Consider the following 20,599-nt stretch of genomic DNA (forward strand, 5'->3'; position numbering starts at 1 on the left):
GCGCGTCAGTCCGCGCGCTCCTGCACGTAGCGAATGAACTCGTCGCGCTCCCGCGCGCCGTCCAGCCGGGCGGTGTACATCTGGTTGCCCATGTCATTGGAGAGCGCATCCGGCATGCGCTCGCACATGACGATGGAGTCGCCAAAGCGCGCGATCACCTCCTCGTGGGAGTGGGCGTACGCGTGCGAGTCGCGCCTGCCCGCGTACACGCAGAAGTGGTTGTCGCGCGAGGGCGGCAGCGTGCTGCGGTCCAGCGCCACCATGTCCGCCCAGATCTGATACACGTCCGTGGAGTGGGCGAAGTTCATCATGTCGGGGGAGTAGCCCCCGGGCGGGCGCACGTTGACCTCGAGGCCCACGTAGTCGCCCCGCTGGCCAAGGCCCGGCTTGTCGTGGGCGAGCCTGAAGAACTCCATGTGGACGAAGCGGCGCGCAAGGCCAAGGCTCCAGGCGCACGCGCGGCCCAGCTGCCGCAGGATGGGGTCGACCGTGGGAAGCGAGCAGTACCAGAGGCCGAGCCCCTCCGTCGCGACCCTGGCCATCGAGGGCGGGAACTCCTCCATGTTTTCGAACAGCGGCTGGCAGTGCGAGTCCAGGATGGCGTCGTAGCTGAAGATCTGGCCCTCCACGTACTCTTCCAGCACGTACGGCGTCTGGCCCTTCTCGCCCATCAGGCGCTCCAGGTCCGCGCGGCCGTCGACTTTGGCGACGCCGACCGAGCCCACGCCGCGCTCCGGCTTGGCAAACGCCGGCCAGCCGATGCCGCCCTCGCCCTCCACGAAGTCGAGCGCCGCCTGCAGCGTGGTCAGGCGTATCTGCCGCGCGGTCGCGACGCCGGCGCGGTGGTAGCCCAGCTTCATGTCGACCTTGCTCTGGAGCGAGCGGATCTGTTGCGCGTTGGGGCCGGTCGTGACGTTGAAGTCCGTGCGCAGCGCGGCGTCCTGTGCGAGCCAGTACTCGTTGTTCGACTCTATCCAGTCGATCTTTCCGTACTTGTACGAGAAGAACGCGACCGCCTTGAACACGCTGGGGTAGTCCGAAAGGCTCGGGACCCAGTAGTACTCCGCGAGCGCGTCTTTAAGGCGGCCGTCGAGCTGGTCGTACGGGGTGTCGCCTATGCCGAGCACGTTGACGCCGCGCCGGCGCAGCCGGTCGCAGAACTGCCAGTACGTGTGGGGAAACTGCGGCGATACGAAGACGAAGTTCAAGGTGCTCCAATCCGGAGGGTTCGGCGCCGTGTGCGGCGCGTGCCAGCGATGATACCAGCGCAAGGTTGCGTGCGTGTGAAGCGTCGACGCGTCCCGGCGCAGGGCGGGGGAGAAGTGCGGCGCTAACGAGAAGACCCCGCGCTCCGTGGTGTTAGGGGCGTGGGGCCTTCGAGGCTGTCTTTCGTGCGGCGACTAGCGCTTCTTGCGGGCCGTCCTGGTGGTGGCAGCCTTCCTGGCCGTGGACTTTGCGGCTGGCTTCTTGGCTGCCGCGGGCTTTGCGGCGGAAGCGGCCTTCTTCACGGCCGGCTTAGCGGCTGGTTTGGCCTCGGGCTTCGGCTCGGCCTTCTTCACGGCCGGCTTTGCTGCGGCAGGCTTGGGCTCCGCCTTCGCGGCCGGCTTAGCCGCGGTCTTCTCCGCGACCTTTGTGGCTGCCTTCGGCTCCGCCTTCGCAGCGACCTTCTTCACGGCAGGCTTCGCTGCGGCAGGCTTCGGCTCGGCCTTGGCCGGGGTCGCCTTGGCGGCCGGCTTTGCCTCGGGCTTCGGCTCGGCCTTCTTCGCGGCCGGCTTTGCCTCGGGCTTGGGCTCTGCCTTCGCAGCGGCCTTGGGAGCGACCTTCTTCGCGGCCGGCTTAGCGGCTGCCTTGGGCTCAGACTTCGCGGCAGGCTTGGCTGCGGTCTTCTCCGCGACCTTTGCCGCTGCCTTGGGCTCAGACTTCGTGGCGGGCTTGGCAGCTGCCTTTGCGGCAGCCGGCTTCGCCTTTGCCTTCGGCGCGGCAGGCTTTGCCTCGGCGTTCTTCGCGGCGGGCTTGGCAGCGGGCTTCTTCGCGGGCTCCTGCGCCTTCGCGACCCACGGCGCCACGGGCTCCTTCTCTACCTCCTTGGCGACGTCCTCCAGCACAAAGGGCAGGAAGTAGGCCATCTGCTTCTTCCACCAGTACCAGTCGTGCGTGACGTCTGCTCCCCAGTAGTCGCACCAGTGGTCCACGCCCAGGCGGTTGAGCTCTGCGTCCATGCGGCGCTCGTCGTCCGCGAACTGCGCGTCCTCGCCCTGGCCGCAGCAGAACAGCAGCGAGCGGTTGCGGTACAGGCCCACGTACGGGTGGTCAAGCGGCATGTTGGGAAGGAATGCCAGGACGTCGTTGTCGTACAGCGTGGAGTTCATCCAGTCGCCAAAGAAGTAGCCGGAGTGGTAGATGCCGGAAAGCGCCATGCAGCCCTGGAAGAGGTCCGGGCGACGGAACAGCGCGATGGCCGCGTGCACGGCGCCCATGGAGCAGCCAAATGCGATCGGGCGCAGGTTGGAGGCGTTCAGCTCGTGCACGCGGGGGATGAGCTCGTCCGTCACGAAGCGGAAGTAGTCCTCCTGGCGGGCGGCGCGGGCCTCGTTGTCGCCGTTCAGGAGCGACCAGCTCTGCTCGTCAAAGTTATCAACCGAGAAGAGCTGGATCTGCTTGCCGTCGATGAACTCGGCAAGCGCGTCCACCATGCCCTCGTCCTCGAGCTCGCTCGCCTTCTGGTCCTGGGTCTGGAACGCGACGACGGGGTAGCCGCCCTCGCCGTAGACGATCAGGTTGGCCTCCTGGCCGAGGGACTTGCTCTTAAGCTTGTAGACGGAACGCTTCATATTGGAATGTCCTCCTATCGAGTCCATGTATTCGCTTTGACGCGTCGGCAGAAGGTACGAAATTGTCCGCCGGCGGGTCTTTGCCCGCGTGAATTGTAGCATTACGTGCGAAATCGTGCATTTTGGGGCCGTTTTTGCCACATGGCTGCAACGTAGGGGGCGTTGGTGTCGCTTCGGGTGTCCTTGGTTCTGCATGGGGGAGACGGCACGGCTTTATTGCCGCGCAGGGTTTAAGGTGTGGCAACATATATGTTCATGGGCATGTAGGTCTGCGGTCCCGTCGGCCATGGCGTCGGGGGCCGCCAGCGAGCAGGGAGACGTTTATGGGCACCATCGAGACCACGTGCGTGCAGGGCGGCTACGTTCCCGGGGACGGCGAGCCCCGGCAGCTGCCCATCGTGCAGTCCACCACCTTCAAGTACGACACTTCGGAGCACATGGGGCGCCTGTTCGACCTGGAGGAGGACGGCTACTTCTACACCCGCCTGCAGAACCCCACCAACGACGCGGTCGCGAAGAAGATCTGCCAGCTGGAGGGCGGCTCGGCGGCCATGCTGACGTCCTCGGGCCAGGCGGCCACGTTCTTCTCGCTCTTCAACATATGCGAGTGCGGTGACCACGTGGTGGCGAGCTCCGCCATCTATGGCGGGTCGTACAACCTCCTGGCGCACACCATGCGCAAGATGGGGGTGGAGGCAACGTTCGTTTCTCCCACGTGCACGCGCGAGGAGCTGGACGCCGCGTTTAGGCCCAACACCAAGTGCGTGTTTGGCGAGACCATTGCAAACCCCGCGCTCGCGGTGCTCGACATCGAGCTGTTTGCCTCCGCCGCGCATGACCACGGCGTGCCGCTCATCGTGGACAACACGTTCCCCACGCCCGTGAACTGTCGCCCCATCGAGTGGGGCGCGGACATCGTGACCCACTCCACCACCAAGTACATGGACGGCCACGCCTCGTGCGTCGGCGGCGCGATCGTGGACTCCGGAAACTTCGACTGGATGGCGCACGCGGACAAGTTCCCGGGCCTCACGCAGCCGGACGAGTCGTATCACGGCATCGTGTACGCCAAGCGCTTTGGCAACGCGGGCGCGTTCATCACCAAGGCGACGTCGCAACTCATGCGCGACTTTGGCTCCATCCAGAGCCCGCAGAACGCCTACCTGCTGAACATCGGCCTCGAGAGCCTGCACGTGCGCATGCCGCAGCACTGCAGAAACGGGCAGGCCGCGGCGGAGTTTCTGAGCGCGCATCCCAAGGTCGCGTCCGTCCGCTATCCCGGGCTTCCGGGCGACCGCTACCACGGGCTCGCGCAGAAGTACATGCCGCACGGCACCTGCGGCGTGGTCTCGTTTGACGTGGCCGGCGGGCGCGCGGCGGCCGAGCGCTTCATGCGCGCGCTCAGGCTGTGCACCATCGAGACCCACGTGGCGGACTCCCGCACGTGCTGCCTGCACCCGGCGAGCTCCACCCACCGCCAGATGACGGACGAGGAGCTTGTTGCCGCCGGCATCAGCCCGTCCATGGTGCGGCTTTCCTGCGGGCTCGAGGGCACGCAGGACATCCTGGACGACCTTGCCCAGGCGCTGGAGCAGGCATAGCCGTGGCGGCCGCATCGCAGGGCGCCGACCCGCGCGGGCGAGAAGAGCGGGACATGCGGCCTGACGCCGTTCCGGAGGGCTTCACGGCCGCGCTCGCGGCGCTCGACGCCGTGCCGGTCGTGCTGTTCTGCCTCAGCTCCATCGTGCTTGGCCGGCGCATCGCGAGCCCGCTCTTCGTGGTGGGCTCGGTTGTGGCGTTCGCGGGCGGCGCCGGCAAGGTTGCCTGGAAGGCGCTGCTGGCGCTTGCCCGCCGCGACGTTCCCTTCCTCGCGCGACAGATGCGCTACGTCATGCCGCTGGGCTTTGCCCTGATGGCTGCCGGTGCCGTCATGCGCCTGGACGCGCTTGCGGGCGTGCTCGCCTCGCTGGTGCGGCCGCCGGCCGTGGTGGCGCTCGCGGGATGGGCTGGCTGCATGGTCGCCATGAGCTACATGGCCGCCCACAACCGTCAGGACGTTGCGCGCGACAACTGGGCCGAGGAGGTCGTGAACACCGTGGGCCAGGCGGCGCTCCTGCTTGCGCTCCTGCTGTAGCCCATCTGTGGAAAAAGGAGGAACCCCATGGCAAGCATCCTCGTGCTGAACGGCTCGTCCCGCGCAAGGGGCTTCACCGCGGCCATGATCCGCTCGTTTGCGCAGGGCGCGCGGCAGGCGGGCAACACGGTGCAGGTGCTTGACCTGCGCACGCTCGACATACACTGCTGCGTGGGCTGCCTCCACGGCGGTGCGGACCCGGCCCATCCCTGCACGCAGCGCGACGACATGGCGCGGGTGTATGCGGCGTATCGCGCGTGCGACGTGGTGGTGCTTGCGACGCCGCTCTTCTTCTGGTCGTACAGCGGGCTGCTGAAGAACGCGTTCGACCGGCTCTGGGCCCTTGCGGAGTGCCAGCCGGACGAGCTTCATGGCAACGGCCGCTCGGGGGCGCTCCTGGTTGCGGCCGGCGGCGCGCACCCCGCGCAGCTCCTGGCGCACTTCGACTACCTCATGCTGCGCATGGGCTGGAAGAACCTTGGCTCTGCCGTGCTGCTCCACACGGATGACCTGGACGCGTCGGCCGTCACCGACGTTCCCCAGGCACGTGAGCTGGGGGCCTCGATCGCGTAGCGCCGGGCACGGGCGGGCCGGCCCCGGATGGCCACTGCCGATTCCAACGTCCTCGCCGGCGCGTCCGCGTGCCTACTCGCCCAGGCCCTTGCCATCGCTCCACGCCTGGCCGACCTTCTCGCCCAGCGCGTAGTAGCCGTTGTGGAACGTGTCGAACGTCAGGGGGCGCAGCTTGGCGATGTCGGGCTTGCCGTCGGCGTCCAGCACGGAGTCGTCAGCCAGCACGCCAACGATCTTCCCGACCACGCGATGCCCGCTCACGGCCTCGTCGTCCTCGATAACCTCGCACTCCAGCGTCAGCGGGAACTCCTCTATCACGGGCGCGTCCACGCGGGAGCTCTTCTTTGCCGTGAGCCCGCTGCGCTCGAACTTATCCGCCACGGTGTTGCCCGAGGCGATGCCAAAGTAGTCCGCCTCGCGCATGTGTGCCTCGTCGGCCACGGAGATCGTGAACGCCTTGCGGGCCGCGATGTTCTTGGACGTCTTGTGCCGCGCGCCAATGTTGAGCGCCACCTTGTCCGTGTCGCAGATGCCGCCCCACGCCATGTTCATGACGTCGACGCTGCCGTCGTCGTTGTACGTTGCGATCATCAGCACCGGCATCGGTGCCAGGTAGGGTCCGACCTTCAGTTCCTTGAGCATGGCTCCTCCTCACTCGCCGCCGCGACGGTGGCCGTTGTCACCTACCTGCCTTGTACCCACTTGCGGTTGCGCGTCCAAGCCAGACCGCCGCAACGCGCGGGGCCGCGGCGCCGGCGCGCTATACTCGTTCCAACCACGAAGATAGGAGGACCATGTCCCAGGCAAAGCGCATTCTTGTTGGACAGTCGGGCGGCCCCACCTCCGCCATCAACGCCAGTCTCGCCGGGGTCATTGCCGGCGCACGGGAGAAGGGCGCCCATGCCATCGGCATGCGCTACGGGATCCAGGGCTTCCTCGACGGGCGCACGGTGGACCTGGACCAGGCGGTCCCGGACGATGACGCGCTTTCGCTCCTGCGTGACACCCCCGCCAGCTGGCTCGGCAGCTGCCGCTTCAAGCTGCCGGAGCCCGAGGCCGACCCGGAGTTCTTCGCACGCGCGCTCGAGCGCATCGACGCGGCGGGCGTCTCCGCCGTGCTCTACATCGGCGGAAACGACTCCATGGACACCATCGCAAAGCTCGCGCGCTACGGTGCGCAGGTGGGAAGCGACGTCCGCTTCGTCGGCGTTCCCAAGACCATCGACAACGACCTCGTCGGCACGGACCACACGCCCGGCTACGGAAGCGCGGCCCGCTTCGTGGCGACGGCCGTCGCGGAGGTTGCGCGCGACGCGGACGTCTACGACCTCAAGAGCGTGACCTTCGTCGAGATCATGGGCCGCGACGCCGGTTGGCTCGCGGGCTCCGCCTGCCTCGCCAGTCCCGACGTGGTGCTGCTGCCCGAGGTGCCTCTGGACGAGGACGCGCTCATGGCAAAGGTCGAGGCACTTCTCGCCGAGAAGAACACCGTCATGGTCGCGACGTCTGAGGGCGTGCGCGACGCCTCGGGCCGCCTCATCGCGGAGCGCACCGTCGCCGCTGGCACGGGCACCGACGAGTTCGGTCACCTGGCGCAGCTCTCCGGGGCAAGCCGCTACCTGGCCGCGCTTGCGAAGGAGCGCCTTGGCTGCAAGACGCGCGCCGTGGAGATCTCCACCTTCCAGCGCTGCGCCAGCCACTGCGCGAGCGCGACGGACCTGGACGAGGCCTTCGCGCTCGGTCGCCTGGGCGCGCTTTCGGCGCTGGACGGCAAGACGGGCGTCATGTGCGCGGTCGAGCGCACCTCGGACGACCCGTACCGCGCGCGGCTGCGCACCGTGGGCGTCGCGGAGGTGGCGAACAAGGTGAGGCCCGTCCCGCGCGAGTGGATCGCCGCCGACGGCATGGGCGTCACCCCGGAGTTCGTGCGCTACGCAAGGCCCCTGGTAGCGCCGCCGGAGCGGATCGCTTACGTAGGCGGACTGCCAAGGCAGATGCCGCCGCTGGCATAGGGGAGTTCCGCGTGGCGAGGCCATGCGGTCCATACGCTTGGATGCGACGATGGGGGGGACCATGATTTTTGGAATGGGACTGCCGGAGCTTGGCATGTCGATTCTGGCCATGATGCTGGAGCTGGTGATACCTGCCGTGCTTCTGCTGGTCGCCGTGTACTTCGTCGTGCGCAAGGCCGTACGCGACGAGCTTGGAAGAACCGACAAGGATCACCGACCGTAACGCCGAGGCCAGCCGCATCATGGCCGAGGACCTTGTGGACGTTTACCAAAAGCTGGCGGCCGCTCAGAAGTAGAGCCTGTCATCGTGTCATCTTAGAGGCGCGAACGTATCACCGGCGCGGACGCCAGGCAAGAGCCGGCGCCCGCGCCTTCCAACGTTGGAGGAAGAAGGACGTGCACATGGAGAAGAGCGCTGGCACGAAGCCGCAGGAGCTGCTGTTCCCGAAGCCCGTGTTTCACAACAAGATCTGGGGCGGCCGCTACCTGCACGACACGTACGGCTACGACATCCCCGACGGGGACGTGGGGGAGTGCTGGGCCATCAGCGCGCACCCCAACGGCGACTGCACGATCGAGGGCGGCCCGCATGACGGTCGTACCCTGAGCGAGCTGTGGAGGGACGAGCGCGATCTCTTTGGCGACGCAAAGGGCGGCCGCTTTCCCCTGCTCATCAAGATCCTGGACGCCCGGCAGAACCTGAGCGTGCAGGTGCACCCGGACGACGCCTATGCCGCCGAGCACGAGAACGGCAGCCTGGGCAAGCGCGAGTGCTGGTACGTGCTGGACTGCAAGCCGGGCGCGTCCATCGTCGTGGGCCAGCGCGCGAAGGACCGCGAGCAGTTTGCCCGCATGGTGCGGGAGGGAAGGTGGGACGACCTTCTCTACAGCGTGCCCATCAAGCCCGGCGACTTCTTCATGATCGAGCCCGGCACCATCCACGCCATACAGGCAGGCACCGTCGTGCTCGAGACCCAGCAGTCCAGCGACGTGACGTACCGCGTGTACGACTACGACCGCGTGCAGGCGGACGGCACCCGCCGCGAGCTGCACATTCCGCAGACGCTCGACGTGGTGGACTTCGACCTGCCGCTTCCCAAGAGCGGCGATGTCGCAGCGCCCGAGAAGGACGGCGTCACCGTCCTGGGCACGTGTCCCAACTTCGAGGTGGAGCGCGTGCGCGTGGTGCCGGGCTCGCCCGCGAGAGTGCCTCAGACGCACGACTTCATGTGCGTCTCCGTGGTGCATGGCACGGGCGGCAAGGTTACGTCTGGCGCCGGCAGCTGGGAGCTCGCGCTGGGGTCGCACTTCGTGGCGCCGGCGGGTTCCGGCGACCTCGAGTTCGAAGGGCAGATGGAGCTCATCGTCAGCTGGCCTGAGGGCTAGGTCGCGCCAAGAGATTGGCGGGAACGGTTTTCCTTGGGGTTGGGCAGGCGCTAAACTGCCGATGCTTCCGCTCGAAGGGGCTCTCGGCGGCGGAGTTCTTCCGCGAGGCAACTTGCGGGGGAGACGCCACCCTGTGTTGATAACGGTCTGGAGGGGACATGACCCAAGACGCGTACGAGTACGACGCGACGATCTGCGAGGCCCAGGGCAAGGGCGGTGCCTACGTCCATGTCGTCGTAACCGAGCGAGAGTAAAAAACGAAACAGAACACTTGTTCTTCTCACCTGGGCGGTGTATGCTGGTCTGACCAAACGCTCGAGGCCCACGAGGGTGGCGATGGCCATGACGCAAGCGGATGACAGGCTGGTGCAAGGCGAGGTCAGGTACGTCGAGTACGGCGACGATGCCGTGGCATACCTGTCCGCGCGCGACCCGCGCATGGCGGACGCCATCGCCAGGATCGGGCACGTGTGGCGCGTGCGCGACGACGACCTCTTTCAGGCGGTAGTCCACAGCATCGTGGGGCAGCAGATCTCGACGCGCGCGCAGGCGACGGTGTGGGCACGCATGCGCGACGGCCTTGGAACGGTGGATGTGGCGCACGTTGCGGCCGCGAGCGTCGAGGAGCTGCAGGCGTTTGGGATGACATACGGCAAGGCGGGCTACATCCGCGACTTCGCCCTGCGCGTTCAGGATGGCTCGTTCGACATCGCGGCGGTGGAACGCATGGGTGACGACGAGGCCATAGAGGCGCTTGCGTCGCTTCGCGGCGTGGGCAGGTGGACGGCAGAGATGATCCTGACCTTCTGCCTGAACCGTCCGGACGTGTTCGCGTTCGACAACCTTGCCATCCAGCGCGGCCTGCGCATGCTCTACCACCACCGTAAGATCACGCGGAAGCTGTTCGAGAGGTATCGCCGCCGGTTCAGCCCGTACTGCAGCGTCGCGAGCCTGTATTTGTGGGAGGTGGCCGGAGGCGCGCTTCCGGAGCTTCGCGACCTTGCGCAAAAGACAAGGCCCGCGCGCATGGCGGGCGAGAAGAACGGCGGTGTGGCCCGGAAGATCGTGCGGAAGGGGGGCTCTGCCCCCCGGAAGGTTGCTGGGACTGGTACGGGTACGACGTATGTGACGACGTTCGAGACGGGCGTGATAGGCAACCTGACGCTCGCGAGCGACGGGGAGCGGATCTCGCACTGCTGGTTCGAGCATGACAGGAACTGGGATGCGGATGTTGCCGAGGCGTACGTCCGCAAGGACGACCTGCCCGTGTTCGACATTGCCCGCCGCTGGCTGCGAGGGTACTTCGCGGGGGAGAGGCCCGATCCTGGCGAGCTGCCGCTCGGGCTTGTGGGGACGCCCTTCAGGATGGTGGTGTGGGGGCAGCTGCTCCAGATTCCCTATGGACGGACCGTGACGTACGGAGAGCTTGCGGAGAGGGTCGAGTCCCAGACGGGAAGGCGTACGTCCGCACGTGCCGTGGGAGGGGCTGTTGGACACAACCCCATCTGCGTGATAGTGCCGTGCCACCGGGTGATTGGCGCAGGAGGGAGCCTGACGGGGTTTGCCGGCGGCATCGAGGTGAAGGCCAGGCTCCTTGCGCTCGAGGGGGCGAAGATGGGGTAGCGACGTGGGACCGCATCCCTGACGATGGCGATGCGGTCCCGGCTCTCGGGATGTCTTGCCTATCCGTTCAGGATTTGGCTCATGGCGATGTCCGCCGCCTCCTTGGGATCATCCGTCAGCGTGAAGAGGTCGACGTCCTTGGGCGAGATGTTGCCCTCGGCGAGCATGGACCCACGAATCCAGTCGAAGAGGCCCTGCCAATAGCTGGTGCCGAACAGTACGAGTGGAATGCGCGGGGACTTTCCGGTCTGAACGAGCGTCAGGCCCTCGAACGCCTCGTCCAGCGTCCCAAAGCCCCCGGGGAATATGACCGTGCCCTGGGAGTACTTCATGAACATGGTCTTGCGTACGAAGAAGTAGCGGAAGTTCATGCCGAGGTTGATCCAGTTGTTGAGGCTCTGCTCGTGGGGGAGCTCGATGCCGAGCCCTACGGAGGTTCCGCCCACTTCCGCCGCCCCACGGTTTGCGGCCTCCATGATCCCGGGGCCTCCTCCGGTGATCACGGCAATGCCATGCCTGGCCACCTCCTGCGCACATTCGCGCGCAGCCTTGTAGTACGGGCTGTTCTCGCTCGTGCGGGCGGAGCCAAACATCGAGACTGCGGGCCCCAGCTCCGCGAGCGCGCCGAAGCCGTCCACAAACTCCGCCTGGATGCGAAGTACGCGCCATGGGTCCGTGTGGAGCCACGAGGTGTCCTTGTCGGGCGCAAGGAGGTGGGAGTTCGTGCTTTCCTTCGGAATCATCTTGCCACGCATGATGACGGGGCCACGGTGGTATGGGGGCTCGAAGTCCGGCTCCTGCTCGCGCGGCTCGTCCTTCTCGGCATCTTCGTCTTGCATGCTCTCTCGTTCCTATCCTTCTCGAATGTCTTTCGGTGTCTTGCGTTCTTCCGTGCGCAGTCTAGGGCAATGTGTCCGTGGGGCGCCGTGGTCTTTTTTGGCTGACAAAGTCGTTATGCGGGCGTGACGTTTGCGCCGACGAGCGTAATCGCTTTGCGCGTGAGTGTGAGTGGTGTTAGGGTTGATGTTGCAATGGCAACGGAAGTGGGTGCGGCTTATGCAGAGGGATGGCGTGAACAAGCGCTTCGCGCACTGTATGGACATGTTGGCGAAGAGCCCGCTCTTTGCGGGGGTCTCTCGCGAGGACCTTCCGCACGTGCTCGTGCTCATGCGGGCGCGGTGCCACTCCTTTGCCAAGGGGGAGGTGCTGCAGGGCTTCGGGGAGCCGTTTCGCTACGTGGGAATCCTCATGTCCGGCGAGGTCGAGGGGTCGTTCGACAGCGAGCGGTTCGACCGCATCAACGTGAATCGCTTCACCGCAGGTCAGATGTATGGTGCCGCGTTCGCGTGCGCCCGCGTTCCCGAGAGCCCCATCGAGCTCGTGGCGCTGCGCTCGACCGAGGTGGTACTGCTGGACGTGGGTGTGCTGGGCACGGGCGGACAGCCGGACGCACTCGAGGCGGTGCTTCTACGCAACCTCTTGGGCATTGTCTCGACGCAGAGCGTCTTTCTCAATCGGAAGGTAAGGATTCTGGGCCAACACAGCTTGCGCGACCGCATCGTGGTCTACCTGGGAGGGCTTACCGCAGATGCCGACGGTTGGGTGACGGTTCTCCTCTCCCAGACGGCACTGGCCCAGTTCATAGGCGGCAACAGGAGTGCCGTCTCACGCGAGATGGGACGTATGGTGGACGAGGGCGTGCTCGAGCGGGATGGCAACCGGATGAGGCTTGCGGGTCCGCTTGAAAGACGTCCGCGTCGGAGGCTTCCATAGCAATGGCGGGGCTTGCGTGAATGCCGTCGACGCTGCCAGTGTTACGCTTCCTGTTCCCTAGGGGCTGCCGACGAACGCGAATCGGTCGTGCCGGGAAAGTCAATGCGGTTGACGCGCATCCCTAACATCCCGTCGCAGCGGGCGCATCAAAAGCTTTCCTAGTCTGCCAATCGTGTTGAACACGAGCCGCCTTCCCGGAAAGCGGCGGGCTAGCTCGCATGCAAGCGTTCGCGCCTGCCAAGTGGTGAGGTAGTGGAACACGCCCGCCGCGAAGAAGACGGCGCCATCCGATCCGTCCACCTGTTCCATCCACGCGTGGTCGTTTAGGTTGCTCTTGATGTCGGTCTCGCGCCAGTCCGTGGGAAAGAGCTGTTCACGCATGTTGATGACATCCGGCATGTCGACGTTGTACAACTTGCACCTGCCGTTGTCGCAGGCGCGTCCCGTCTGGTCAAGGCCGCAGCCCATGTTCACGACCGCGGCGTGTGGGTGGGATGCCAGGTAGTCGCGAACTTCTCACTGCATGTCAAGCTGGCGCATGGCCGCCTCGAGGGCGCCAAAGTGGCTAACAAGGTTAAGAACACTATGCCGCCAGCGTGCAACGCGGCACGCCGGACGGCTGTTTGACGGGGTGAAGCGTATCCGTGGGCGTGGCTGCTGGGACCCTCAGTTCACGATGCTGCCAAACTCCAGGTAGTTGACGTAGCCCATGAGACTGTCCGCATGAGTGGCGGCGTCCGAGCCCTCAGTCGAGTCAGGGGACGCCAGGGGCTCGTCGTCTCCGTAGGCGTGCCACTTTCCACTCGCGTCCTTGTAGCCAATGAGACTCAGCACGGGCAGGTCGAGCTGCGACGCGAGGGACGCCTTCTGTCGTGCGGAGAGCGGCGCACCAATGCGATACATGAGCTCGTCACCCAGTGCGGAAATGGGCTCGTCCAGCGTCTGTCCCGCCTGCTCGTCGCCCGCGACGTCGTAGTTCGCCCACATGAAGTAGCTGGAGTGGAACATGCGCTCCGCGGTCGTGATGGAAGGCTCTCCCTCGTAGCCGATCGTCGCGTACGGGCTTGCGGGCTTGGGCTGGTGGTCGCCAAAGAACAGCACGACCACGGGTCGGTCGAGCTTGCGAAGCTCCCCGATAAACCACTCGATGGCGTGGTCGGACTCCGTGGCGCATGCCAGGTACTCGTTCAGCTTCGAGTTGTCCAGGCTGGTGGCGCCCGCGGGCGAGAAGTTCGTGCGGTCCTTGCTCGGGATGGTGCCGGTGGTGAAGGGTCCGTGGTTCTGCATGGTGACGTCGTGGATGAACTGGGGCTTGTTGCTGGAGGCCAGGACGTCGAGCACGCGCTGGTACGTCGCGCGGTCGCTCACGTAGCCGTTGTGGTACGTCTCCGCTCCGTCGAAGTCGTCGATCGTGAGGAACTTGTCGAAGCCCACCTGGCGGTACACGCGCTCGCGGTCCCAGTTCGTGCCCAGGTTGGGATGGATTGCCGTTGTCTGGTAGCCGAGCCGCTCGAACTGCCTTGGCATGCAGTCGACGTTCGTGAAGTCCCACTGCGTGTAGGGGTACTTGTTCGATCCCAGGTAGTGTAGGTTCACGCCGCAGAGCGCCTCGAACTCCGAGTTGCAGGTGCCGCCGCCAAAGATCGAGGCGTAGGAGTCGCCGCGCAGGATGGCGTCGGTCGTGCCACTCTTCACGTAGTTGGGGCCCGCGTAGCCGGCTTCCGCGATGGCCTTGTAGACGGACAGGTCGCTGAACGACTCGTTCATGATGACCACGACGGACGGCTTCGTGTCCTCGAACTGCTTCTCGGCTGCCTTGCGCGCCGTTCCGGCCGAGGTGCTCGCACTGCTGCCGAGCGTCTTGCGATACCTCTTGACCAGGCTCTTCTCGGCCGCCTTCGCGGCCTTTTCCGTGTAGCCCTCTGGGACGGGGATGAGGCGTGCCTGGAACTCCTTCACGAAGCAGGGGAAGAAGCCCTGCAGGGACGTGCTGTACAGGGAGTTCCAGTGGTTGAGGCTGACGCCGAAGTCAGCTCCGTAGCCGGGGACCGTTACGAAGAGCACGAGCGCGACGACGAAGGCAAGGCCGAGCGCGCCTCGTCGCACGGCGGGCACGGACGCCGCGTGGGCGAGCCATGCTCGGACGCCGCCGCGACGCGCGACCTCCGCATGGGCGGGCACGTGCCCGCCCTGGGCTAGCGCCTGCGGTGCCGGCGGCATGAGGTACGCGGCGCACGCGATGCCGGCCGCCGCGAACGCGAAGGCCTGTACCACGGCTGGCGTGATGACATAGACGTAGCCGCCGCTGACCTCCGCAGCGGTGCCAAGGGCCTGGAGGTCCGCCGGCGTGATGTTGGCGTCCTTGAACAGGAACACGAAGTACTGCGCGATGCCGACGAAGAGCATGAAACCCACTCCGAGGGCGACGCCAGCCCCGCGACGCTGGAACAGGAAGTACAGGGCGAGAAGCGCAAGGCCGATGATGGTTGCCTCGATCGCCACGAACTGCGGCGCGATGTCGAGCCACGCGTCGTTCCACGGGACCTCGAGCGCAGCGCGGGAGGCCTCCTCGCAGAGGGCGAGAAGGACTATGGTCGCGGTCGTGTGGCATGCGGCCTGCCTGTGGGTGGGGATGCGCCGCGCGAGGATCGACGAGAGGTGCAGCCTGGGGAGGCAGACGATCCCAGCGATGAGGATGACGAGGGTGTTCGCCCGGAGGGAGGCGATGCCGCCGGAGTACAGGCCGCGTGCGCACCAGGCCCAGAGGAAGACGAGCGCGCCGAGAAACGGAAGCTCCCAGAGGAGGGTCGTGGGGCGGATGCGGGCAAGGACGGCCGGGGCGCCCTTCTCGCCCGCGTGGTGCGCCGCGACCGCGGCGCTTGCGAGCGCGTATGCGAGCGTTACGACGACAAGCACGACGACCTGCGCCATCACGGTTGGGCAGAACGCGGCCGAGCCATTTGTTCCCTGCATGTGAGAGTCCCTCTATCGAAGATGTGCCACAGCCTGCCATTGTAGTGCGAGCGGTGCGTCACGGCTTTTCTCGCCCCGCGGCAATCGCTTTGGGCAATAGCGTTCTATCGAAAATGCGCATGCGGAAAATTGAGCTGAAAAGTGGGTAGAAACAATCCATTGCTATGCTGAAATGGCAGGTTGCGGCAGTCGTGTTACGTCTTGTGCACGTCACGCGCGGCTCTGTTGACATTTCCTAGCAACACGATAGGATTTACCGTGTTAGTGCACGGCCCGGTGCGAGTACCGGTCTCATTGTCGGGCGGGTCTTGCCCCGCTCCCACGGGTAACCCCGAAGGAAGGAACCCACATGTCCATCACCAATCCCCTTGACAAGATCGTCGTCAGCAGGCGCCAGGCGGTTGCTCTTGGCCTTGGCGGCTTCGCAACCATGGGTCTTGCCGCGTGCGGTGGCAGCTCCGATAACGGCAGCTCCGCCTCCGGCTCCAGCGCCAAGAAGACCTCCGGCAAGCTGGACAAGGACGCGTACGACAAGCTCATCAAGGAGAGCTCCAAGCAGGCCGACGACGCCACCATCTCCGCTAACAAGTGGGCGTCCAAGGTGAAGAAGGCCGGCAAGCTGCGCGTTGGCGGCGTGCAGACCTCCGAGCTCTTCAGCTATCTAGATGACAAGGACAACAAGGTTCGCGGCTTCGACGCCGGCCTGTCCCAGCTTCTGGCGGCCTACATCCTGGGCGACTCCTCCAAGATCGACCTGACGCAGGTCACCTCTGACACCCGCGAGTCCGTCCTGCAGAACGACCAGGTTGACGCCGTGTTCGCGACCTACAGCATCAACGACGACCGCAAGAAGCTCATCGACTTCGCCGGTCCGTACTTCACCGCGCGCCAGGGCATCATGGTGCTCGCGACGAACAAGGACATCAACTCCGTCGACGACCTCGCCGGCAAGAAGGTCGCCGTCCAGTCCGGCTCCACCGGCCCGAGCATCGTGAAGGAGGAGGCGCCGAAGGCCATCCAGAAGCAGTACAAGACCGACGAGGAGGCCCGCGCCGCCCTGGAGCAGCACCGCGTGGACGCCTACATCATCGACCAGACGATGCAGATGGGCTCCATGATCTCGAACCCCGGCAAGTACCGCCTGCTGAAGCAGCTCATCGGCCCGAAGGACAACTACGGCATCGGCCTGCCGAAGGACTCCGACGCCGCAGCGTTCGTGAACGCCTGGCTGCAGAAGGTCGAGGACGACGGCGTGTGGGAGAAGCTCTGGAAGGTCTGCATGGGCACCCGCATCGGTCAGAAGACCGCGCCGAAGCCGCCCGCGATCGAGGACTAGCGTTTCTCGCCCACGTTTCGTGATTGTTCCAAAGCTGATATTGGCTTGTGGACGTGGCGTTCGTGAGGGTATCTTGAAGACAGTGCTAAGAGGGGGCCTCCGTGCACGCACGGGGGCCTCTGCTTTCAATGCGGGGGGTGAACATGAGTATTCAGGAGCTCTTCTCGCTCTATGGGGGGATGTACGTCAAGGCCTACGGGGCGACGCTCTGGATGACGGTGGTTTCCTACGTCGGTGCGATGCTTCTGGCGCTTCTTGTCACGATCGCGCGCGTGAGCCCCATCTCGCCTTTGCGCAAGGTAGGGGACCTCTACGTGCAGATCTTCCGAAACGTCGCCACGATATCGCTTCTGATCATCTTCTATTACGCGTTCCCGTACCTGGGCGTCGTGTGGAGCGAGCAGACCTGCGTCATTGTGGTGACCGTGCTGGTGGCGGCGTCGTTTGGCTCGGAGAACTTCATGACCGGCATCAACACCATCGGCGTGGGGCAGATCGAGGCGGCGCGCTCGTTGGGCCTGAGCTTTCGCCAGATGCTGAAGAACGTCGTGATTCCGCAGGCGCTGCGCTCGTCTGTGCTGCCCATGACGAACCTTCTGGTCGCCGTCATGCTGACCACGGCCATCGGCTCGCAGGTTCCGCTTGACCCGCAGGAGCTGACGGGGCTCGTCTCGTACATCAACACGATGTCCGTGGGCGGCATCCTGCCGTTTGCGGTCTCCGCCGTGCTGTACGCCGGCACCGCGTTCCTGATCGGCCTTGCCGGAAACGCCATCGACAAGAGAGTGAGGATCCTCAGATGAGTGCCGCAGACAGCGTATCCATGCGCGACGCGCTCTACGAGGCCCCGGGTCCTCGGACAAGGCGTCGCATCGTGGTGGGGACCGTCGTCTCGTCCGTCGCGATCGTGGCAATCGTGGCGTGGGTCGTGGCGAGGCTGTACGAGATGGGCCAGTTCGACTCTCGCTACTGGTATTTCTTCGCGCAGTGGTCTACGTGGCGCTTCCTGCTCATGGGGCTCGCCGGCACGGCGGAGGTCGCGCTGTGCGCCGGTGCCATCGCCCTCGTTCTTGGCATCCTGTTCATGCTGGGCAGAATCAGCCACAACCGCGTGGTGAGCACCGTCTTCCGCGTGGTCATCAACTTCTTCAGGGGCATCCCCTCGCTTCTGCTGATCTACTTCTTCTTCCTGGTCATCCCCAGCTACGGCATCAAGATGCCCTCGTTCTGGATGCTGACGCTGCCCATCGCGCTCACGGCGTCCGGCGTGCTCGCGGAGGTGTTCCGCGCCGGCGTGAACGCCGTGCCCAAGGGCCAGCGCGAGGCGGCGCTCTCCATCGGCATGACGGAGGGCAAGGTCATGCGCAAGATCATCCTGCCGCAGGCCATCCGCTATGTCATCCCGTCGCTCATCTCGCAGCTCGTCGTCGTGGTGAAGGACACCTCCGTCGCGTACGTGGTGAGCTATCCGGACCTGCTGCAGAACGCTCGCGTGCTCATCAGCAACTACGACGCGCTCGTCTCGGTGTACTTCGTGGTGGCGATCATCTACATCCTCATCAACTACGCAATCAACCAGTGGGCAGTCAACCTGGCGCGCAGAAGCGGCGCCAAGGTGGTCACGCGCTCGCAGGAGAACCCGGTGTAGCCCGCACGCTTGATAGGAGCATCCAATGTCTGAAGATACGCAGCGCAAGACCCCAACGATCGAACTGAGGCACGTAGAGAAGCACTTTGGCGACCTCCACGTCCTGAAGGACGTGAGCCTTCAGGTCGAGAAGGGCGAGGTGCTGGTGCTGATAGGCCCGTCCGGCTCCGGCAAGTCGACGCTATGCCGCACGATAAACCGCCTCGAGACCATCGACTCCGGCGAGATCCTGATCGAGGGCAAGCCGCTTCCCCAGGAGGGCAAGGAGCTTGCCGCGATGCGCGCGGAGATCGGCATGGTCTTCCAGCAGTTCAACCTCTTCGCGCACAAGACGATCCTCGAAAACGTGACCATGGGGCCCGTCGAGGTGCTGCACGTGGACAAGAAGAAGGCGGAGCAGGAGGCCATGGAGCTGTTGCGTCGCGTCGGCGTGGCGGAGCAGGCAAGCAAGGTGCCCGCGCAGCTCTCCGGCGGCCAGCAGCAGCGCGTCGCCATCGCGCGCTCACTGGCGATGCACCCGAAGGCGATGCTGTTCGACGAGCCGACGTCCGCCCTTGACCCCGAGATGATCAACGAGGTGCTCGACGTCATGGTCGAGCTCGCGCGCGAGGGCATGACCATGGTCGTCGTCACGCACGAGATGAACTTCGCCCGTCGCGTGGCCGACCGCGTGGAGTTCATGGCGGATGGCCAGATCCTGGAGGAGGGTGACCCGAACGAGTTCTTCGACCACCCCAAGACCGAGCGCGCCCGCGAGTTCCTCGAGTCCATCAAGGGCCACTAGCGAGGGGAGGCGAGGCCCATGGCAGACTCTGCGCCCGACATCGCAAGCTCTTCTCGCATGGACAGGCTCTGGTACGTGAAGTCGCAGTACCCGTGCATCGCGGACTGCGACCAGTGCGGCCTGTGCGCGAGCTTCCACGGCAAGGACCCGACCATCGCGTTCAAGGACTACATAGACGGCAAGGCGAGCTTCATGGAGGTCTCGCTGCGCTATCGCTAGGCACGACGCCGGGCGAGAAGAACTACCGTGCCGACGGGGGCGCGTCCGTTTGGGCGCGCCCTTTTTGTCGCACGCCAGATGGCTCATGTGGAGCGCCTGTGTTCGGATTCGCGCAAGACGGGGCAATTGACCAGCCAATTAGTGCAATGTAAGCGAAAAGTAAGGCATTGCCACCTTGTGGGCGATTACATTGTTGGCAGTGACACCTCCCTTTATCATCGGGATGTAAAGAAAGGAGTCACTTTGGTCAGCTTTTCGCAGTTTTTGGCGATGCTCGAGGCGAACCCCTTCCTCGCCGTCGTCATGGCCCTGGTGCTGGGGACCATCTTCGTGAACGGAGCCACCGACGCCGCGAACGCGATCGCGGAGCCCGTGGGCACGCGCTCCATCAGCATCGAGGCCGCCATCGCCATGAGCGTGGTCTGCAACTTCATCGGCCTCGTCGCGATGACGTTCGTCTCGACGGCCGTCGCGGACACCATCAGCGGCATGGTCGACTTTGGCGGCGACACGCATGCGGCGCTCATTGCGCTTGCCGCGGCAACCGTGGGCATCGTGGCGTGGGGCGTGGGCGCCTGGATCTTCGGCATCCCCACGAGCGAGAGCCACGCGCTCATCGCGGGCCTCACGGGCGCGGCGCTCGCCGTGCACGGCGGCCTTTCCGGCGTCAACTTCGGGGAGTGGATGAAGGTCGTGTACGGCCTGGTCTTCTCCACCGCCGCGGGCTTTGCGGCCGGCTGGCTCGTCGCCTGGCTCATACAGCGCGCGCTTAGGCACGCGAACCGCGCGAAGATGGACAGCCTCTTCGGCAAGCTGCAGGTGGCCGGTGCCGCCGGCGTCGCCCTCATGCACGGCGCGCAGGACGGCCAGAAGTTCATGTCCACCGCCATGCTCGCCATCGCGCTTTCCGCCGGGCTCAAGGCGTCCGACATGGGCGGCTTCCCGCTGTGGGTCGAGGTGCTCTGCGCGGGCATGATGGCCATCGGCACGGCCGTGGGCGGCAAGCGCATCATCAAGAAGGTCGGCATGCAGATGGTGCAGATGGAGAAGTACCAGGGCTTTGCCGCGTCCGTCTCGGCCACCGCGTCGCTTCTGGTCGCGACGCTCACGGGCCTTCCCGTATCGACCACGCACGCGAAGACCGCGGCCATCATGGGCGCGGGCGCCGCGAAGAACATGCGCTCCGTCAACTGGGGCGTCGCGAAGGAGATGGTCTACACCTGGATCTTCACCTTCCCGGGCTGCGGAGTCATAGGCTTCGTTCTTGCCAAGATTTTCCTGATCATCTTCTAGCTGGAGGTAGACCA

At 65.5% G+C, this 20,599-nt stretch carries 20 protein-coding genes; 14 read left to right on the plus strand and 6 right to left on the minus strand.

Translation table 11 applies throughout. From position 1 onward, the window contains the following. Positions 1 to 5: 5 nt before the first annotated feature. Together HF885_RS01625 and HF885_RS01630 are read right to left on the minus strand one after the other, a co-directional pair. The gene (locus HF885_RS01625; RefSeq protein WP_170103225.1) at positions 6 to 1,208 is read right to left on the minus strand and encodes an ATP-grasp domain-containing protein; all 1,203 of its coding nucleotides are present in this window, start codon (positions 1,206 to 1,208) and stop codon (positions 6 to 8) included. Between the two features lie 192 nt (positions 1,209 to 1,400). Next, positions 1,401 to 2,831 carry an esterase family protein gene (locus tag HF885_RS01630; RefSeq protein WP_170103226.1) on the minus strand — a complete coding sequence of 477 codons (1,431 nt, stop codon included), beginning with the start codon at positions 2,829 to 2,831 and terminating at the stop codon, positions 1,401 to 1,403. A 323-nt stretch (positions 2,832 to 3,154) separates the two neighbouring features. On the opposite strand from HF885_RS01630, the gene HF885_RS01635 reads away from it, so the two are divergent. From HF885_RS01635 to HF885_RS01645, 3 genes are read left to right on the plus strand one after another with little or no spacing between them, the layout of a single operon-like run. Continuing rightward, positions 3,155 to 4,432, plus strand: a complete 1,278-nt coding sequence (locus HF885_RS01635; protein WP_090845954.1) for an O-acetylhomoserine aminocarboxypropyltransferase/cysteine synthase family protein — start codon at positions 3,155 to 3,157, stop codon at positions 4,430 to 4,432. Between the two features lie 2 nt (positions 4,433 to 4,434). Beyond that, positions 4,435 to 4,965 carry a hypothetical protein gene (locus tag HF885_RS01640; RefSeq protein ID WP_170103227.1) on the plus strand — a complete coding sequence of 177 codons (531 nt, stop codon included), beginning with the start codon at positions 4,435 to 4,437 and terminating at the stop codon, positions 4,963 to 4,965. Positions 4,966 to 4,992: 27 nt separating this feature from the next. Further along, positions 4,993 to 5,538: a flavodoxin family protein gene (locus tag HF885_RS01645; protein WP_170103228.1), complete on the plus strand. Its 546-nt coding sequence runs from the start codon at positions 4,993 to 4,995 to the stop codon at positions 5,536 to 5,538. A 72-nt stretch (positions 5,539 to 5,610) separates the two neighbouring features. Here HF885_RS01645 and HF885_RS01650 read toward each other — a convergent pair whose 3' ends face one another. After that, positions 5,611 to 6,180 carry a flavin reductase family protein gene (locus HF885_RS01650; RefSeq protein ID WP_170103229.1) on the minus strand — a complete coding sequence of 190 codons (570 nt, stop codon included), beginning with the start codon at positions 6,178 to 6,180 and terminating at the stop codon, positions 5,611 to 5,613. 152 nt (positions 6,181 to 6,332) lie between these two features. Between HF885_RS01650 and HF885_RS01655 the strand changes: the two genes are divergently transcribed. From HF885_RS01655 to HF885_RS10285, 4 genes are all read left to right on the plus strand, one after another. Beyond that, positions 6,333 to 7,550 (plus strand): 6-phosphofructokinase, encoded by a 1,218-nt coding sequence (locus HF885_RS01655; protein ID WP_170103230.1) that lies wholly within the window; start codon positions 6,333 to 6,335, stop codon positions 7,548 to 7,550. Between the two features lie 61 nt (positions 7,551 to 7,611). Further along, positions 7,612 to 7,773 carry a hypothetical protein gene (locus HF885_RS01660; RefSeq protein ID WP_170103231.1) on the plus strand — a complete coding sequence of 54 codons (162 nt, stop codon included), beginning with the start codon at positions 7,612 to 7,614 and terminating at the stop codon, positions 7,771 to 7,773. 179 nt (positions 7,774 to 7,952) lie between these two features. Further along, positions 7,953 to 8,936 carry a type I phosphomannose isomerase catalytic subunit gene (locus HF885_RS01665; protein WP_170103232.1) on the plus strand — a complete coding sequence of 328 codons (984 nt, stop codon included), beginning with the start codon at positions 7,953 to 7,955 and terminating at the stop codon, positions 8,934 to 8,936. A 336-nt stretch (positions 8,937 to 9,272) separates the two neighbouring features. After that, positions 9,273 to 10,559: a methylated-DNA--[protein]-cysteine S-methyltransferase gene (locus HF885_RS10285; RefSeq protein WP_206109719.1), complete on the plus strand. Its 1,287-nt coding sequence runs from the start codon at positions 9,273 to 9,275 to the stop codon at positions 10,557 to 10,559. Positions 10,560 to 10,618: 59 nt separating this feature from the next. On the opposite strand, the gene HF885_RS01680 is transcribed toward HF885_RS10285, so the two are convergent. Further along, positions 10,619 to 11,398 (minus strand): TIGR00730 family Rossman fold protein, encoded by a 780-nt coding sequence (locus tag HF885_RS01680; RefSeq protein ID WP_090862893.1) that lies wholly within the window; start codon positions 11,396 to 11,398, stop codon positions 10,619 to 10,621. Positions 11,399 to 11,615: 217 nt separating this feature from the next. Between HF885_RS01680 and HF885_RS01685 the strand changes: the two genes are divergently transcribed. Then, positions 11,616 to 12,332 carry a Crp/Fnr family transcriptional regulator gene (locus tag HF885_RS01685; RefSeq protein ID WP_090862890.1) on the plus strand — a complete coding sequence of 239 codons (717 nt, stop codon included), beginning with the start codon at positions 11,616 to 11,618 and terminating at the stop codon, positions 12,330 to 12,332. A gap of 99 nt (positions 12,333 to 12,431) precedes the next feature. Here HF885_RS01685 and HF885_RS01690 read toward each other — a convergent pair whose 3' ends face one another. Continuing rightward, positions 12,432 to 12,806, minus strand: a complete 375-nt coding sequence (locus tag HF885_RS01690; RefSeq protein ID WP_328804304.1) for a hypothetical protein — start codon at positions 12,804 to 12,806, stop codon at positions 12,432 to 12,434. Between the two features lie 192 nt (positions 12,807 to 12,998). Next, complete coding sequence (locus HF885_RS01695) at positions 12,999 to 15,305, minus strand: LTA synthase family protein (RefSeq protein ID WP_170103233.1); 2,307 nt, start codon at positions 15,303 to 15,305, stop codon at positions 12,999 to 13,001. Positions 15,306 to 15,654: 349 nt separating this feature from the next. On the opposite strand from HF885_RS01695, the gene HF885_RS01700 reads away from it, so the two are divergent. From HF885_RS01700 to HF885_RS01725, 6 genes are all read left to right on the plus strand, one after another. Next, the gene (locus HF885_RS01700) at positions 15,655 to 16,641 is read left to right on the plus strand and encodes a glutamate ABC transporter substrate-binding protein (protein WP_090847362.1); all 987 of its coding nucleotides are present in this window, start codon (positions 15,655 to 15,657) and stop codon (positions 16,639 to 16,641) included. 143 nt (positions 16,642 to 16,784) lie between these two features. After that, on the plus strand, positions 16,785 to 17,444 hold the full coding sequence (locus tag HF885_RS01705) for an amino acid ABC transporter permease (RefSeq protein WP_090864268.1): 660 nt from the start codon (positions 16,785 to 16,787) through the stop codon (positions 17,442 to 17,444). After that, positions 17,441 to 18,289, plus strand: coding sequence for an amino acid ABC transporter permease (locus HF885_RS01710; RefSeq protein ID WP_170103234.1), 849 nt, complete (start codon positions 17,441 to 17,443; stop codon positions 18,287 to 18,289). The genes HF885_RS01705 and HF885_RS01710 overlap by 4 nt, the downstream gene beginning before the upstream one ends. 25 nt (positions 18,290 to 18,314) lie before the next feature. Then, entirely contained in the window at positions 18,315 to 19,073 is a 759-nt protein-coding gene (locus HF885_RS01715; RefSeq protein ID WP_090862877.1) for an amino acid ABC transporter ATP-binding protein, read from the plus strand. An 18-nt stretch (positions 19,074 to 19,091) separates the two neighbouring features. Next, complete coding sequence (locus tag HF885_RS01720; RefSeq protein ID WP_090862875.1) at positions 19,092 to 19,292, plus strand: hypothetical protein; 201 nt, start codon at positions 19,092 to 19,094, stop codon at positions 19,290 to 19,292. 243 nt (positions 19,293 to 19,535) lie between these two features. Further along, positions 19,536 to 20,585, plus strand: coding sequence for an inorganic phosphate transporter (locus HF885_RS01725; RefSeq protein WP_170103235.1), 1,050 nt, complete (start codon positions 19,536 to 19,538; stop codon positions 20,583 to 20,585). Positions 20,586 to 20,599: the final 14 nt, after the last annotated feature.

This window comes from Parafannyhessea umbonata, from assembly GCF_012844235.1.
Classification (GTDB): Bacteria; Actinomycetota; Coriobacteriia; order Coriobacteriales; family Atopobiaceae; genus Parafannyhessea.

Excerpts from the sequence above, each read along its gene's own strand:
- HF885_RS01630 (WP_170103226.1), bottom strand. The coding sequence starts at position 2,831 with ATGAAGCGTTCCGTCTACAAGCTTAAGAGCAAGTCCCTCGGCCAGGAG.
- HF885_RS01635 (WP_090845954.1), top strand. The coding sequence starts at position 3,155 with ATGGGCACCATCGAGACCACGTGCGTGCAGGGCGGCTACGTTCCCGGG.
- HF885_RS01645 (WP_170103228.1), top strand. The coding sequence starts at position 4,993 with ATGGCAAGCATCCTCGTGCTGAACGGCTCGTCCCGCGCAAGGGGCTTC.
- HF885_RS01650 (WP_170103229.1), bottom strand. The coding sequence starts at position 6,180 with ATGCTCAAGGAACTGAAGGTCGGACCCTACCTGGCACCGATGCCGGTG.
- HF885_RS01655 (WP_170103230.1), top strand. The coding sequence starts at position 6,333 with ATGTCCCAGGCAAAGCGCATTCTTGTTGGACAGTCGGGCGGCCCCACC.
- HF885_RS01660 (WP_170103231.1), top strand. The coding sequence starts at position 7,612 with ATGATTTTTGGAATGGGACTGCCGGAGCTTGGCATGTCGATTCTGGCC.
- HF885_RS01665 (WP_170103232.1), top strand. The coding sequence starts at position 7,953 with ATGGAGAAGAGCGCTGGCACGAAGCCGCAGGAGCTGCTGTTCCCGAAG.
- HF885_RS10285 (WP_206109719.1), top strand. The coding sequence starts at position 9,273 with ATGGCCATGACGCAAGCGGATGACAGGCTGGTGCAAGGCGAGGTCAGG.
- HF885_RS01680 (WP_090862893.1), bottom strand. The coding sequence starts at position 11,398 with ATGCAAGACGAAGATGCCGAGAAGGACGAGCCGCGCGAGCAGGAGCCG.
- HF885_RS01685 (WP_090862890.1), top strand. The coding sequence starts at position 11,616 with ATGCAGAGGGATGGCGTGAACAAGCGCTTCGCGCACTGTATGGACATG.
- HF885_RS01695 (WP_170103233.1), bottom strand. The coding sequence starts at position 15,305 with ATGCAGGGAACAAATGGCTCGGCCGCGTTCTGCCCAACCGTGATGGCG.
- HF885_RS01700 (WP_090847362.1), top strand. The coding sequence starts at position 15,655 with ATGTCCATCACCAATCCCCTTGACAAGATCGTCGTCAGCAGGCGCCAG.
- HF885_RS01705 (WP_090864268.1), top strand. The coding sequence starts at position 16,785 with ATGAGTATTCAGGAGCTCTTCTCGCTCTATGGGGGGATGTACGTCAAG.
- HF885_RS01710 (WP_170103234.1), top strand. The coding sequence starts at position 17,441 with ATGAGTGCCGCAGACAGCGTATCCATGCGCGACGCGCTCTACGAGGCC.
- HF885_RS01715 (WP_090862877.1), top strand. The coding sequence starts at position 18,315 with ATGTCTGAAGATACGCAGCGCAAGACCCCAACGATCGAACTGAGGCAC.
- HF885_RS01720 (WP_090862875.1), top strand. The coding sequence starts at position 19,092 with ATGGCAGACTCTGCGCCCGACATCGCAAGCTCTTCTCGCATGGACAGG.